This is a genomic window from Streptomyces sp. NPDC088097 (assembly GCF_044741845.1).
Taxonomy (GTDB): Bacteria; Actinomycetota; Actinomycetes; order Streptomycetales; family Streptomycetaceae; genus Streptomyces.
The window spans coordinates 187172-201337 of the sequence record NZ_JBIUTJ010000010.1 but is presented as its reverse complement, the minus strand read 5'-3'; the positions used below and the strand labels follow the sequence as shown (position 1 = coordinate 201337).

The window sequence follows — 14166 nt, the reverse complement described above, 5'->3', positions numbered from 1 at the left end:
GCGGCGCTCGCGCGCCGCGCCCGACCTCAGGCGGCCGAGGAGCTGCCGGAGGAGGAGGACGAGGACGACGACGACGTCGAGGACGACGACGAAGAAGACGACGCGGCCGGAGCGGCGGTCGACGTCCCCGTCGACGGCTTCGAGGCAGGGGTGCTGCTCGACGAAGCGCCACGGCTGTCGTTCCGGTAGAAACCGGATCCCTTGAAGACGATGCCGACCGCGCTGAACACCTTCTTCAGGCGCCCGTCACAGTTCGGGCACACGGTCAGTGCGTCATCGGTGAACTTCTGCACGGCCTCAAGGCCCTCACCGCACTCGGTGCACTGGTACTGGTAGGTCGGCACGAATTTCCTCCTGGCACTCTGACTCAATGAGTGCTAACGACGCTCCATGGTGACGTATTCCGGCGGATCAGTCCACCGTCACCGGCGTGCGGTGACCGATCCCACGCTCGTTCACCCGGTTACGGGAGACCGCCGGGGCGGCCGGAGCGGATGAGCTGACGATACGGCTAGGGGCCTTCGGGGCCAGCTTCGCGCGCAGCGCCAGCAGGGTGACGAGGGCCAGCGCGGTGGCGACCAGGGGTACCAGGAAGCCGTACGAGGACCCGTGCGCGTCCGTCAGGCGGCCGGCCAGGGTCACGGCGACGGCCTGTCCGAAGGCGACCGCGCCGGTCAGCCAGGTGAAGGCCTCGGTGCGCGCGGCGGCCGGGATCAGCTGCTCGATCATCGTGTAGCCCGTGATCAGCGCCGGGGCGATGCACAGACCGACGACCAGGCCGAGCCCGCCCAGCACGATCGCGGAGTCGGCGGCCCACAGGACCGAGGCGGCGGCGGTGAGGCCGATGTAGCCCATGATCAGGCGGCGGCGGGGGCCGATCTTCCAGGCGATGGCGCCCATCGTGATGCCGGCGATCATGTTGCCCGCGGCGAAGACGCCGTAGAGCAGGCCGTTGGCGCCCGGGTTGCCGATCTCGTTGGCGAAGGCGGCGAGCGAGATCTGCATGCCGCCGAAGACGGCGCCGATCCCGAGGAAGGCGACGATCAGGACGCGCAGGCCGGGGAAGGACAGGGCGGAGGCGTGCCGCTGACCGTCGGCCGCGAGAGCGGCCGGCTTGGGCTCGCTGGAGCGCTGGGCGGCGAAGAACAGGCCGCCGAGCAGGCTCAGGGCCGCCTCGGTGGCCAGACCGGCCGCCGGGTGGATGCCGGTGCACAGCGCGGTGGCGAGCACCGGGCCGACGACGAAGGTGAACTCGTCGGTGACGGACTCGAACGCGGCCGCGGTCGGCAGCAGCGGGGAGCCCTCCAGCTTGGCGGCCCAGCGGGAGCGGACCATGGGCCCGACCTGCGGGACGGAGGCGCCGGCCGGGACGGCGGCCAGCGCGAGCGCCCACAGGGGGGCGCCGAGGAGCGCCAGCACGGTCAGAGCGGAGACCGTGGCGGCGTGGACGAGGGTGACCGGTACGAGAACGGCGCTCTGGCCGAGGCGGTCGGTGAACTTGCCCATGACCGGGGCGCACAGGGCCATGGAGACGCCGGTGACGGCGGCGACGATGCCGGCGTCGCCGTAGGAGCCGGTGGCGTGCTGGACGAGCAGCAGGATGCTGATGGTCAGCATGCCGAAGGGCAGGCGAGCGGCGAAGCCGGGGAGGACGAAGCCGAGGGCACCGGGGGTGCGCAGGAGCTGTCCGTAACCGGGGCGGGTGGACGTGGCGTGCTTGTCGGTCGTGACCGCGGATGTCACGGCCTGGCCTTTCCGCTGCCTGGTAGAACTCCCCGTCTGCGGACGATGCGTCGCCTTGTGAGCGACCGCACCCGTACATGTGGGAGCCCCGAGAGCTGTCCTCTTGCGCAGAACCGAGTGATACCTGGGCGCCCACTGCGGGAGGGAGCCACGGCCGCTTTGCGGTCGCGCCAGCTCTGCGTCAGGCAGAGTTGGTTCGATCTGTTGTGCCTTCATCGTACAGGGAGATTCACTGCAACGCCCTGTGATTACGACGACAAGGCATGTCTTCACCTGCGATTAACTGGAACTTCGCATTCCCGAGCCCTGGATATGGGGGCAATAGTGGGCACAGGCCACCGAAAGTGGCCGAATTAGAGCGTCACTCAAACGAGAAATGCTCCACCGGGCCTCCAGCCGCCCGGCCGCCGACCCCCTCGGCGGCCCGTCCCGTCACCTAGAGCGACGGCCCGCCCCCGGTGCCCAGCCAACCCGCCAGCTTGCCGCCCCGCGCCACCGCGCGCAGCCGCGCCTCGGCCGCGTCCCGCACCGGGTCCGTGGCCACCACCAGCAGCTCGTCTCCGCGCCGCAGCACCGTCGAGGGCGCCGGTACGAAGCTCTTCGCGTCCCGGACCACCAACGTCACCGAGGCTCCCGCCGGGAGCCGCAGCTCGCCGACCTCCACGCCGTGCATCCGCGAGGCGGACGGGATCGCGAAGGACAGCAGGTGCCCGCGCAGCTTCTCCAGCGGCGCCGACTCGATTCCGAGGTCGGCCGCCGTCTCGTCGGAGTCGCGCAGGTTCAGCTCGCGCGCCAGCCAGGGCAGCGTCGGGCCCTGCACCAGTGTGTAGACGACCACGAGCACGAAGACGATGTTGAAGACCCGGTCGGAGCCCTCGATCCCCGACACCATCGGGATGGTCGCCAAGATGATGGGCACGGCCCCGCGCAGCCCCGCCCAGGACATCAGGGCCTGCTCCTGCCAGGGCACCCGGAAGGGCAGCAGGCTGACGAAGACCTCCAGCGGGCGCGCCACCATCGTCAGCACCAGCCCGATGATCACCGCGGGCCAGAAGTCGTGCACCAGCTCGTGCGGGGTGACCAGCAGGCCCAGCAGGACGAACATGCCGATCTGGGCGATCCAGCCGAGCCCGTCCGCGAAGCCTCGCGTCGCCGGCCAGTGCGGCAGCTTCGCGTTGCCCAGCACCATCGCCGCCAGGTAGACGGCGAGGAAGCCCGATCCGTGGGCCATCGCGCCCGCCGCGTACGCGGCCACGGCGATCGCCATCACCGCGATCGGGTAGAGGCCAGAGGCGGGCAGTGCCACGTGCCGCAGTCCGTACGCCCCCATGAAGCCCACCGCCAGGCCGATCGCGGCGCCGATGGTCAGCTCCAGGGCGATCTTGCCTATCAGCACGTACCAGTCGTCCACCGGGCCCACGGTGGCGAAGGCCACCACCAGGATCACGACGGGAGCGTCGTTGAACCCGGACTCCGCCTCCAGCACGCCCGTCACCCGTGACGGCAACGGCACCTTGCGCAGGACCGAGAAGACGGCCGCCGCGTCGGTCGAGGACACGACCGCGCCGATCAGCAGCGCCTGGCGCCATTCCAGTCCGACGAGGTAGTGCGCGCCCAACGCCGTGACGCCCACGCTGATCGCGACGCCCACCAGGGACAGCGAGATCGCGGCCGGCAGGGCCGGCTTGATCTCTTTCCACTTGGTGCCCAGACCGCCCTCGGCGAGGATCACGACGAGTGCCGCGTAGCCGATGACCTGGGTGAGTTCGGCGTTGTCGAAGACGACGTTGCCGATCCCGTCCTGGCCTATGGCGATGCCTATGCCGAGGTAGATGAGCAGGCTGGGAAGGCCGCTGCGCGAGGAGATGCGCACCGCCGCGACGGCGACGAGCAGGACGAGCGAGCAGACCAGCAGGAGCTCGTTGAGCGTGTGGACAGTCAGCGGGCGACCCTTTCCTCAATGCGCGGACGGATTGGACGAAACGTTCCTCCCGAGGCGACGGGAGGCAAGTACTTCGTTACCTTACCTAATCTTTGACGATTTCTTGACGCGCTCCTCACATTGTGAAACGGGCATTCCCCCTTGTCCTCGGGACCGTGACCCCTGGCGGATCATCGGGGGTGGTCCTGCGCCTATGGTTGCTCCCAGCAATCCCAGGACCACCTGCCCCGCTAAGGACAGCGATGCCCGCCAATGAATCCGGACCTTCCGTCAAGAAGAAGGGACGCCGCGCACGCCTGCTCGTGCTCGTCATGGTCCTGGCGCTCTTGGCGGTCCTCGGCTACGGCGCGTACTGGAGCGCGGACACCGTGCGCTCCTCCTTCCCCCAGGCCACCGGCTCCCTCAAGGTCCCAGGCCTGACAGGGACCGTGGACGTCAAGCGCGACGAGCACGGGATCCCCCAGCTCTACGCCGACAACGACGAGGACCTCTTCCGCGCGCAGGGCTTCGTGCACGCGCAGGACCGGTTCTGGGAGATGGACGTACGCCGCCACATGACCTCCGGCCGTCTGTCGGAGATGTTCGGCTCCGGCCAGGTCGAGACCGACGCCTTCCTGCGCACGCTGGGCTGGCGACAGGTCGCGCAGGCCGAGTACGACACCAAGCTCTCACCCGAGACCAAGAAGTACCTCCAGGCCTACGCCGACGGGGTCAACGCCTACCTCAAGGGGAAGTCCGGCAAGGACCTCTCCGTCGAGCACGCGACCCTCAAGCTCTCCGGCGATTACGCCCCCGAGCAGTGGACGCCGGTGGACTCCGTGGCCTGGCTCAAGGCGATGGCCTGGGACCTGCGCGGAAACATGCAGGACGAGATCGACCGCTCCCTGATGGCGACCGCCCTCTCGCAGCAGCAGATCGACGAGCTGTACCCGCCGTACCCCTTCGACCGGAACAAGCCGATCGTCGAGGGCGGCACCGTCGCGGGCGGCAAGTACGCCCCGCAGGGCACGGGCACCGGTACGGGCACGGGCTCCGGTACGGGCACGGGCACCGGAACCGGAACCGGAACCGGTTCCAGCACGGGCACGGGCACCGGATCGGGCACGGGCACCGGAACGGGCACCGGCACCGGAACCGGCACCCAGTCGGGCACCGGCCTCGCCAACAACGCCTCCGCCCAGGGCGCCACCGTCGGCCTGCGCACGCAGCTCGCGGCCCTCTCCAAGTCCCTGGACGAGATCCCGGCCATCCTCGGCCCCAACGGCAGCGGCATCGGGTCGAACTCCTGGGTCGTCGCGGGCAAGTACACGACGACCGGCAAGCCGCTCCTCGCGAACGACCCGCACCTCTCCCCGCAGCTGCCCTCGGTCTGGTACCAGATGGGCCTGCACTGCCGCACCGTCTCGGCCCAGTGCCAGTACAACGTCTCCGGCTTCACCTTCTCCGGCATGCCGGGCGTGGTCATCGGCCACAACGCCGACATCGCCTGGGGCATGACCAACCTCGGCGCCGACGTGACCGACCTCTACCTGGAGCAGGTCAAGCCCGACGGCTACGTGTACGACAACAAGACGCTGCCCTTCACCACCCGCGAAGAGACGATCAAGATCGCGGGCGGCAAGAGCAAGAAGATCACCGTCCGCAGCACCAACAACGGGCCGCTGATCTCCGACCGCAGCGACGAGCTGGGTACGGTCGGCACCCGCGCCCCCGTCCCCAGCTCCGCCCCCGACCGCGGCAACGGCTACGCCGTCGCCCTGCGCTGGACGGCGCTGGACCCGGGCAAGTCCATGGACGCGGTCTTCAGGCTGGACAAGGCCAAGGACTTCGCCTCCTTCCGGGCCGCCGCGGCCGACTTCGAGGTCCCGTCGCAGAACCTGATCTACGCCGACAACAAGGGCCCGAGCGGCAACATCGGCTACCAGGCCCCGGGCCGCATCCCCGTCCGCGCCGCCGGCGTCGACGGCCGCATGCCGGCTCCGGGCTGGGACCCGAAGTACGCCTGGAAGGGTGGCAAGGACGGCGCTTCGGGCTACATCCCGCAGAACGAGATGCCCTGGGAGGCCAACCCGGCCCGCGGCTACATCGTCACCGCCAACCAGGCCGTCACCGAGTCCGGCCCCGGCAAGTACCCGTACGTCCTGACCACGGACTGGGGCTACGGCGCCCGCAGCCAGCGGATCAACGACCTCATCGAGGCGAAGATCAAGGACAGCGGCAAGATCTCCACCGACGACATGCGCACCATGCAGATGGACAACAGCAGCGAGATCGCCACGCTGCTGACCCCGATGCTGGCCAAGATCCAGGTCTCCGACCCGGACGTGCGCTCGGCGCAGAAGCTGCTGGAGGGCTGGAACTACACCCAGGAGCCCGACTCGGCCGCCGCCGCCTACTTCAACGCGGTCTGGCGCAACATCCTCAAGCTCTCCTTCGGCGACAAGATGCCCAAGGAACTGCGCATCGAGGGCGACTGCGTCAACGTCACCGAGGGCAGCGGTCCCGACGACGACCTGGCCGAGGTGGTCCGCGAATGCGGCACCCGCGGCCCGGACTCGGCGCAGCCCGACGGTGGTGACCGCTGGTTCGAGGTGGTCCGCCGGCTGGTCAAGGACGAGAAGTCGCCCTGGTGGAAGTCCCCGGCCCGCAAGCTCGGCGAGAAGGAGACCACCACCCGCGACCAGCTCTTCGCGCGGGCCATGGAGGACGCCCGCTGGGAGCTGACCGCCAAGCTCGGCAAGGACCAGTCCACCTGGAGCTGGGGCCGGCTGCACCAGCTGAACCTCAAGAACCAGACGATCGGCACCGAGGGCCCCGGCTTCATGAAGTGGCTCCTCAACCGCGGCCCGTGGAACCTGGGCGGCGGCGAGGCCACCGTCAACGCGACCGGCTGGAACGCCTCCAGCGGGTACGGGGTCACCTGGGTGCCGTCGATGCGGATGGTCGTGAACCTCAACGACCTGGACAAGTCCCGCTACATCAACCTGACGGGCGCCTCCGGTCACGCCTACCACTCCAACTACACGGACCAGACGACCCTGTGGGCCAAGGGCGAGCTGCTCGACTGGCCCTTCGGCAAGGAAGCCGTGGACAAGGCGACGGTCGAGACCCTGACCCTCAAGCCTTAGAAGCGCACCACCCCCGACGGGGTGGCCACCGCCCGGACGGGGTGGTCGTGCGGCTCCTCCGGGACCCGCGCGACCACCTCTTCGTCGTAGAGGAGCACCACCAGCGCGGGATGCGCCCCGGCGCGCTCCAGTCTGGCCAGCACCCGGTCGTACGAGCCCCCGCCGCGCCCGAGCCGCATCCCGCGCCGGTCCACGGCCAGCCCCGGCAGCAGCACGGCGTCGGCCCCGGTGACGGCCTCCGGGCCGAGCGGCGGGCCGCAGGGCTCCAGCAGGCGCATCTTCCCGGCGTGCGCGGTCTCGGCGAGGCTCTCCGGACCCTTGTAGAGCGCCCAGTCGAGGTCGTTGTCGGGCAGCAGCAGGGGGAGCAGCACCCGCTTGCCGGCGGCCCGTAGCGCGTCGAGCAACTCGCGCGTGCCGGGTTCCGCGCCGACGGAGACGTACGCGGCCACCGTGTGCGCGCCGGTCAGTTCGGGCAGGGCCAGCGCCGAGTCGGCGAGCGCGCGGGCGGCGGCGCGACGGGCCTCGGGGGACAAGGCCCGGCGGGCGGACCGGAGTTCGCTTCGCAAGGCGGCCTTTTCCGGTGAAACCGGCAGATTCCCGGTCGGGTCTTCTGTCACAGCTGCGTCACATCTCCTTTGGTATTACCCCATAACGGGATCTATTCACCGGAATCTTGCTGAGCGTTCGGTGCGAACCACTATCGTTCTGCCCATGAATCAGTCGCACCCCGTGATCAAGAAGGCCGTCATTCCGGCTGCGGGCCTCGGCACTCGCTTCCTCCCGGCGACCAAGGCGACCCCGAAGGAAATGCTTCCCGTCGTGGACAAGCCGGCCATCCAGTACGTGGTGGAGGAGGCCGTCTCGGCCGGCCTCGACGACGTGCTGATGATCACGGGGCGCAACAAGCGCGCCCTCGAAGACCACTTCGACCGGAACTACGAGCTGGAATCGGCCCTGATCGCCAAGGGTGACGACGACCGGCTGAAGAAGGTCCAGGAGTCCAGCGACCTGGCCACCATGCACTACGTCCGCCAAGGCGACCCGCGCGGACTCGGCCACGCCGTGCTGTGCGCGGAGCCGCACGTCGGGCGCGAGCCCTTCGCCGTCCTCCTCGGCGACGACCTCATCGACCCGCGCGACCCGCTGCTGCGCCAGATGGTCGACGTCCACGCGCGCACCGGCGGCACGGTCATCGCGCTGATGGAGGTCGACCCGGCCAGCGTGCACCTCTACGGTTGCGCCGCCGTCGAGCCGACGGACGACGGGGACGTCGTCCGGATCACCGGTCTCGTCGAGAAGCCGGAGCCCTCGGAGGCCCCCAGCAACTACGCGGTCATCGGACGGTACATCCTCAATCCCGCGATCTTCGGCATACTGCGGGAGACCGAGCCGGGCCGCGGCGGGGAGATCCAGCTCACCGACGCCCTGCAGAAGCTGGCCGCCGACGAGAGCGTGGGCGGCCCGGTGCACGGCGTGGTCTTCCGGGGCCGCCGCTACGACACCGGGGACCGCGGGGACTACCTGCGGGCCATCGTCCGACTCGCGTGCGAACGAGAGGACCTCGGCCCGGAGTTCCGCACCTGGCTTCACCGTTACGTCACGGAGGAGATGTAGGACCTTGAGCAGTTCCGCACCGCAGGACAGCGCCCACCACCGCCTGTGGTCGGTCGACGAGCACCTCGCGGACGTCCTCGCCGCCGTCCGGCCGCTGGAGCCCATCGAGCTGCAGCTCCTCGACGCCCAGGGCTGCGTCCTGGTCGAGGACGTCACCGTGCCCGTCGCGCTCCCGCCCTTCGACAACAGCTCCATGGACGGGTACGCCGTCCGCGTGGCCGACGTCCAGGGTGCGAGCGAGGAGTTCCCCGCGGTGCTCGCCGTCATCGGCGACGTCGCCGCGGGCAGCGGTGAACTGCCCACCGTGGGACCCGGCCAGGCCGCGCGCATCATGACCGGCGCCCCGCTGCCCCCCGGCGCGGAGGCCGTCGTACCGGTCGAGTGGACCGACGGCGGCACGGGCTCCGGCGCCGCCTCCGGGATGACCCCGGCCAGCGCCGCGCCCGACGGCGCGCGGGGCGACGTACGGGTCCACCGGCCCGCCGAGGCGAGGGCGCACGTCCGCTCGCGGGGCAGCGACGTACAGGCCGGGGACCTGGCGCTGGCCGCCGGTACCGTCCTGGGGCCGCCCCAGATCGCCCTGCTGGCCGCCATCGGCCGCGGCACGGTCCGGGTCCGGCCGCGCCCCCGGGTGGTCGTCCTGTCCACCGGCAGCGAGCTGGTCCAGCCGGGTGAGCCGTTGACCCCGGGGACGATCTACGACTCCAACAGCTTCGCGCTCGCGGCCGCCGCCCGGGACGCGGGCGCCATCGCCTACCGGGTCGGAGCCGTCGCCGACGACGCCGACACCCTGCGCTCGACCATCGAGGACCAGCTGGTGCGGGCCGACCTCCTCGTCACCACGGGCGGCGTCAGCGTCGGCGCCTACGACGTGGTCAAGGAGGCCCTGACCTCGGTCTCCGCCGGGGACGAGGCCGCCGAGGCGGGCAGCGTCGACTTCCGCAGGCTCGCGATGCAGCCCGGCAAGCCCCAGGGCTTCGGCACCATCGGCCCCGACCACACCCCGCTGCTGGCCCTGCCCGGCAACCCGGTGTCGTCCTACGTCTCCTTCGAGCTGTTCGTGCGCCCCGCGATCCGCGCCCTCATGGGCCTGCCGGAGTCCGAGGTCAGCCGCCCGGCGGTACGGGCCGTGCTCAAGGCCGACCGGCCGCTGGGCTCGCCGGCCGGACGGCGCCAGTTCCTGCGCGGCAAGTACGACGCGGAGAGCGGGACGGTCAGCCCGGTCGGCGGATCCGGCTCGCACCTGATCGCCGCCCTGGCACACGCCGACTCACTGATGGTCGTACCGGAGGAGATCACGGCGGTGGAGCCCGGGACCGAGCTGGAAGTGATCCTGCTCGGCTGAGGGGCCCCCGGTGCGGGTAGCGTGTTGCACCACACAGGCCCCAGGGCTCCAGGGGCCCGGAGCGGGAGCGGCACGACAGACATGAGTACGCAGAACAGGCTGACCCACATCGACGAGGCCGGCGCGGCCCGGATGGTCGACGTCTCGGACAAGGACGTCACCACCCGCACGGCGCGGGCCAGCGGACGCGTCCTCGTCTCGCCCCGGGTGATCGAACTGCTGCGGGGCGAGGGCGTGCCGAAGGGCGACGCCCTCGCCACCGCGCGGATCGCCGGGATCATGGGCGCCAAGAGGACCCCCGACCTGATCCCGCTGTGCCACCCCCTCGCGGTCTCCGGGGTGAAGGTGGACCTCACGGTCGCCGACGACGCCGTCGAGATCCTGGCCACGGTCAAGACCACCGACCGCACGGGTGTCGAGATGGAGGCGCTGACGGCCGTCGCGGTCGCCGGCCTCACCGTGATCGACATGATCAAGGCCGTGGACAAGGGCGCGGTCATCACCGACGTCCGGGTGGAGGAGAAGACCGGCGGCAAGTCCGGCGACTGGAACCGCGCGTGAACCCCCCGCGCGGCGGCGAGGCCCACTCGCACGTCCACACACCTCCCGCGGTGGGAGAGGCCTGGCGGGCGCCGGGTCCCGCCGACGGGGCTCCCGCGCCGCGCGGTCTGGTGGTCACCGCCTCCAACCGCGCCTCGCGGGGCGTGTACGCCGACAAGGGCGGTCCGCTGCTGGCCGAGGCCCTGGAGAAGCTCGGATTCGTGGTGGACGGTCCGCGCGTGGTCCCGGACGGGGACCCGGTGGAGCAGGCCCTGCGCGAGGGCGTGGCCGCCGGGTACGACGTCATCCTGACCACCGGCGGCACCGGGATCTCCCCGACCGACCGGACCCCGGACGCCACCGCCCGGGTGCTGGACTACGAGATCCCGGGCATCCCGCAGGCCATCCGCGCCGAGGGCCTGGCGAAGGTGCCGACCGCGGCCCTCTCGCGCGGGCTCGCGGGGGTCGCCGGGCACACCCTGATCGTCAACCTGCCCGGTTCCACCGGCGGGGTGAGGGACGGCCTCGCCGTCCTGGCCCGGATCCTTCCGCACGCCGTCGACCAGATCCGGGGCGGAGACCACCCCAGACCGGCGGATTCCCCCGGGAGCACGAGCTGAACGGCCCCTCTTGGCCGGTGGTGCTGGCGGACGGCGATGTCACGCTCCGGCCGATAAGGTTCCGCGACCAGGCCGCCTGGCGGGAGGTCAACCGCCGCAACCGTGACTGGCTGCGGCCCTGGGAGGCCACGATCCCGCCGCCCGCGCCCTGGGGTCCGGTGGTCCAGCGGCCCACGTACCGCCAGATGGTCCGCCACCTGCGGGCCGAGGCGAACGCGGGCCGGATGCTGCCCTTCGTCATCGAGTACCAGGGCCGGCTCGTGGGCCAGTTGACGGTCGCCGGGATCACCTGGGGCTCGATGTGCGCCGCCCACGTGGGCTACTGGGTGGACCGGGACGTCGCCGGGCGCGGGGTGATGCCGACCGCGGTCGCGCTCGCCGTCGACCACTGCTTCCGCAAGGTCGGCCTGCACCGGATCGAGGTCTGCATCCGCCCGGAGAACCGGCCGAGCCGGCGCGTCGTGGAGAAGCTCGGCTTCCGCGAGGAAGGGATGCGCCCGCGCTACCTCCACATCGACGGTGCCTGGCGGGACCACCTCGTCTTCGCGCTCACGGCCGAGGAGGTGCCGGAGGGATTGCTGAGCCGCTGGCAGCGCCGGAGGAAGCAGGAAAGCGCTTAATCGCAAAAGTGTTCGAATTCTGGGCGGATTCATCCATAACCTGATCCGAAGAATCACAAAAAAAGTCCGTGATATCAGACTGATCGTGCGACACACCGGCGCAATTGGCTGATCCCCTCGGTCGCGCCCCTCTACGGTGTGGGGTGTGAGCAGCAGCGGCCTCATCTACGCAGTCATCGTCGGGGCCTGGGCCGCCTACTTGGTGCCCATGTGGCTCCGGAGGCAGGACGAGCTGAACGAAGCCCGTCCGACGGAACGCTTCTCCACCGCCATTCGGCTGCTTTCCGGCCGGGCGGGAATGGAGCGCCGTTACGCCAAGGGACTGCGCGAGCGCGGTGAGGAACAGGCGGAGCCCGAGCCCCTGACGGACCCGGACGCGGCGACGGAAACGGTGAACGCCGTGGAAGCCGACGACCGGGTCTTCGGCGTGCCCCCGACCAGGAGCGAGCCGAGGTCCGCCGAGGCGGAACGGGTCGAACGCAGCGAACGGGCCCGCCGTCAGCAGCGCCTCGCGGTGCTGGCCCGCCGTCGGCGCACCACCGCGCTGCTCTTCCTCGTCTTCAGCGTCGGCGCGGTCTTCGCCGCCGTCGGCGGACTCCGGTACCTGTGGGTGCCGGCGGTGCCCGCCCTGCTGCTGAGCACGTACATCGTGCACCTGCGGGTCCAGGAGCGGCGGCGCTACGAGTTCACGATGGACCGCCGTCGCGCCGAGGCCGCCGCCCGCGCCCTGCGCGAGAACCGCTCGCGCCGCCGGGAACCCGATCCCGCGCCGGCGACCTCCGCCGAGCCCGATCCCGCTCCGCCGCTCTCCCCACAGGAGGCCGGCCGACGAGCACTGGTCGAGCAGACCGATCACGCCGAGTGGGTGGACCAGCAGCGCGAGCGCGAGCGCGGTCCGGCGCGCGGGGACAGCTGGGAGCCCGTACCGGTCCCGCTGCCGACCTACGTGACGGCCCCGGTCGCCCCCCGGGCCACCGGCCCCGCGTCCCCGGACGGCTGGAGCTCGACCCGCTCCAGCACCGCCGAGCCGACGGAACCCCGCCTGCGCGCCCAGCCGGGACCGCCGGCTCCGCAGCCCGCCCCGGACCCCAAGATCCCGTCCACGCCCCGCCCTCGGGGTCAGGGTCGCGGTCGTACGCCGCTCTTCGACCAGTACGAGAGCGACGACCGCCCCCGCGCCGCGAACGAATGACCGTACGTCCGACCGTCGGTCGGTGACCTGCGCGGACGCTCCTGACAACCGGTTTTGGAGCACCCGCGCGGGGATGCTAATGTTTCACACGTCGCAAGGGCCTGTGGCGCAGTCTGGTAGCGCACCTCGTTCGCATCGAGGGGGTCTGGGGTTCAAATCCCCACAGGTCCACAAACGACAGTTCGCGAGTAGCTCTCGGGAACGTCATGAAATCCCGTTCAGCCGAAAGGCTGGGCGGGATTTCTGCGTTTCCCCGGTGGGGGTGAGCGGGTGGGGGCGAGCGGGGCGCGCGTGCGACGGCGCCGGGCACGCAGAAGGGGCCCGGCTGATGCCGGGCCCCTTCGCCTTTGTAGCGGGGACAGGATTTGAACCTGCGACCTCTGGGTTATGAGCCCAGCGAGCTACCGAGCTGCTCCACCCCGCGTCGGTAACGCCACTCTACGTGGTCCGGGCGGGGTGGCTTGACCAGGGTCGGCCGCGGACCGGGACGCAGTGGTGTGGATCACGGCAACGTATCGGGCGCGGGCGGCGACTGAGGGGGGCAAGGTCACCGAGCGAAAGGCTCCACCCTCATGGCAGCTTCCGGACGCCACCGACTCATCCGCACGCGGCTCACCGCCGGAGCGGTCGCCCTGGCCGCACTGGCAGGCGCGGTCGCCTACACCGTGGCCTCCCCGGCCGAGCGGGCGAGCGCGGCCGGCGGATGCGCACCGTACGAGTCGATCCCGATGGGCAAGTACTGGATCAACAACAACACGTGGGGCGCGAAGAACGGCCGGGGCTGGAGCTGTAGCTGGGACGTCTACCGGTCGGGCTCCACCATCGGGTGGGGCACGAACTACGCGTGGTCGGGGGACCCGAACGCGGTGAAGTCGTACGCGAGCAGCGTTCTGGGGTGGCACTGGGGCTGGAAGGTGCAGCAGAGCGGACTGCCGGTGCGGGTCTCGGACCGCAAGCCGGTGCGGACGTCCTGGTCGTACCGGGTGAGGGAGGCCGAGGAGAGCGTGTACAACGTCGCCTACGACCTGTGGCTGCACGACTCGGACCGTACGGACTGGCAGAGCGAGCCCAAGCACGAGGTCATGGTCTGGCTCGCGAAGGACGGCGGGGCCGGGCCGCTGGGCACCAAGCGCGAGCGGCTGGAGATCGGCGGCGCGGCCTGGGACCTGTACGTCGGCGACATCGGCTGGAACGTCTACTCCTTCGTCCGGGTCGGCAACACCGACTCCGCGCACCTGAACCTGGACGACTTCCTCCAAGCCCTGGTCCAGCGCGGGCTCGTGGACCGGACCGACTACCTCAGCGGGATCGAGGCCGGTACGGAGGTCTTCACCGGCAAGGCGCAGCTCGACACCACCGCCTACTCGGTGGACGTGGGCTGACACCCCCGGCCGGCCCCCTCCCCCCTCCCCCCTCCCAGGC

The 14166-nt window shown here is 70.9% G+C and carries 12 protein-coding genes and 2 tRNA genes; 9 read left to right on the top strand and 5 right to left on the bottom strand.

Features of this window, described 5'->3' with window-relative positions; all coding sequences use genetic code 11:
- Nucleotides 1–26 precede the first annotated feature (26 nt).
- From ACIOD1_RS25605 to ACIOD1_RS25595, 3 genes are all read right to left on the bottom strand, one after another.
- Complete coding sequence (locus ACIOD1_RS25605; RefSeq protein WP_365621157.1) at nucleotides 27–344, bottom strand: FmdB family zinc ribbon protein; 318 nt, start codon at nucleotides 342–344, stop codon at nucleotides 27–29.
- Nucleotides 345–411: 67 nt separating this feature from the next.
- On the bottom strand, nucleotides 412–1743 hold the full coding sequence (locus ACIOD1_RS25600) for an MFS transporter (protein WP_365621156.1): 1332 nt from the start codon (nucleotides 1741–1743) through the stop codon (nucleotides 412–414).
- 436 nt (nucleotides 1744–2179) lie between these two features.
- Nucleotides 2180–3658, bottom strand: coding sequence for a potassium/proton antiporter (locus ACIOD1_RS25595; RefSeq protein ID WP_401904874.1), 1479 nt, complete (start codon nucleotides 3656–3658; stop codon nucleotides 2180–2182).
- A gap of 269 nt (nucleotides 3659–3927) precedes the next feature.
- On the opposite strand from ACIOD1_RS25595, the gene ACIOD1_RS25590 reads away from it, so the two are divergent.
- Complete coding sequence (locus ACIOD1_RS25590; protein WP_365621154.1) at nucleotides 3928–6813, top strand: penicillin acylase family protein; 2886 nt, start codon at nucleotides 3928–3930, stop codon at nucleotides 6811–6813.
- Here ACIOD1_RS25590 and ACIOD1_RS25585 read toward each other — a convergent pair.
- Complete coding sequence (locus ACIOD1_RS25585; protein WP_401904821.1) at nucleotides 6810–7379, bottom strand: 5-formyltetrahydrofolate cyclo-ligase; 570 nt, start codon at nucleotides 7377–7379, stop codon at nucleotides 6810–6812. The two genes, ACIOD1_RS25590 and ACIOD1_RS25585, sit on opposite strands and share 4 nt — an antisense overlap.
- A 145-nt stretch (nucleotides 7380–7524) precedes the next feature.
- Between ACIOD1_RS25585 and galU the strand changes: the two genes are divergently transcribed.
- From galU to ACIOD1_RS25550, 7 genes are all read left to right on the top strand, one after another.
- Complete coding sequence (galU, locus tag ACIOD1_RS25580; protein ID WP_365621151.1) at nucleotides 7525–8427, top strand: UTP--glucose-1-phosphate uridylyltransferase GalU; 903 nt, start codon at nucleotides 7525–7527, stop codon at nucleotides 8425–8427.
- A gap of 4 nt (nucleotides 8428–8431) precedes the next feature.
- Nucleotides 8432–9772, top strand: coding sequence for a gephyrin-like molybdotransferase Glp (glp, locus tag ACIOD1_RS25575; protein WP_365621150.1), 1341 nt, complete (start codon nucleotides 8432–8434; stop codon nucleotides 9770–9772).
- A gap of 81 nt (nucleotides 9773–9853) precedes the next feature.
- Nucleotides 9854–10333 carry a cyclic pyranopterin monophosphate synthase MoaC gene (gene moaC / locus ACIOD1_RS25570; protein WP_401904818.1) on the top strand — a complete coding sequence of 160 codons (480 nt, stop codon included), beginning with the start codon at nucleotides 9854–9856 and terminating at the stop codon, nucleotides 10331–10333.
- Between the two features lie 50 nt (nucleotides 10334–10383).
- Complete coding sequence (locus ACIOD1_RS25565) at nucleotides 10384–10932, top strand: MogA/MoaB family molybdenum cofactor biosynthesis protein (protein WP_365621295.1); 549 nt, start codon at nucleotides 10384–10386, stop codon at nucleotides 10930–10932.
- A gap of 17 nt (nucleotides 10933–10949) precedes the next feature.
- Complete coding sequence (locus ACIOD1_RS25560) at nucleotides 10950–11552, top strand: GNAT family protein (RefSeq protein WP_365621147.1); 603 nt, start codon at nucleotides 10950–10952, stop codon at nucleotides 11550–11552.
- A 145-nt stretch (nucleotides 11553–11697) separates the two neighbouring features.
- The gene (locus ACIOD1_RS25555; RefSeq protein ID WP_365621145.1) at nucleotides 11698–12744 is read left to right on the top strand and encodes a hypothetical protein; all 1047 of its coding nucleotides are present in this window, start codon (nucleotides 11698–11700) and stop codon (nucleotides 12742–12744) included.
- 97 nt (nucleotides 12745–12841) lie between these two features.
- A tRNA-Ala gene (locus ACIOD1_RS25550) sits at nucleotides 12842–12915 on the top strand.
- Between the two features lie 179 nt (nucleotides 12916–13094).
- Here ACIOD1_RS25550 and ACIOD1_RS25545 read toward each other — a convergent pair.
- Nucleotides 13095–13168: transfer RNA gene (locus ACIOD1_RS25545), tRNA-Met, on the bottom strand.
- 148 nt (nucleotides 13169–13316) lie between these two features.
- Between ACIOD1_RS25545 and ACIOD1_RS25540 the strand changes: the two genes are divergently transcribed.
- On the top strand, nucleotides 13317–14126 hold the full coding sequence (locus ACIOD1_RS25540) for an endo-1,4-beta-glucanase (RefSeq protein ID WP_401904815.1): 810 nt from the start codon (nucleotides 13317–13319) through the stop codon (nucleotides 14124–14126).
- Nucleotides 14127–14166: the final 40 nt, after the last annotated feature.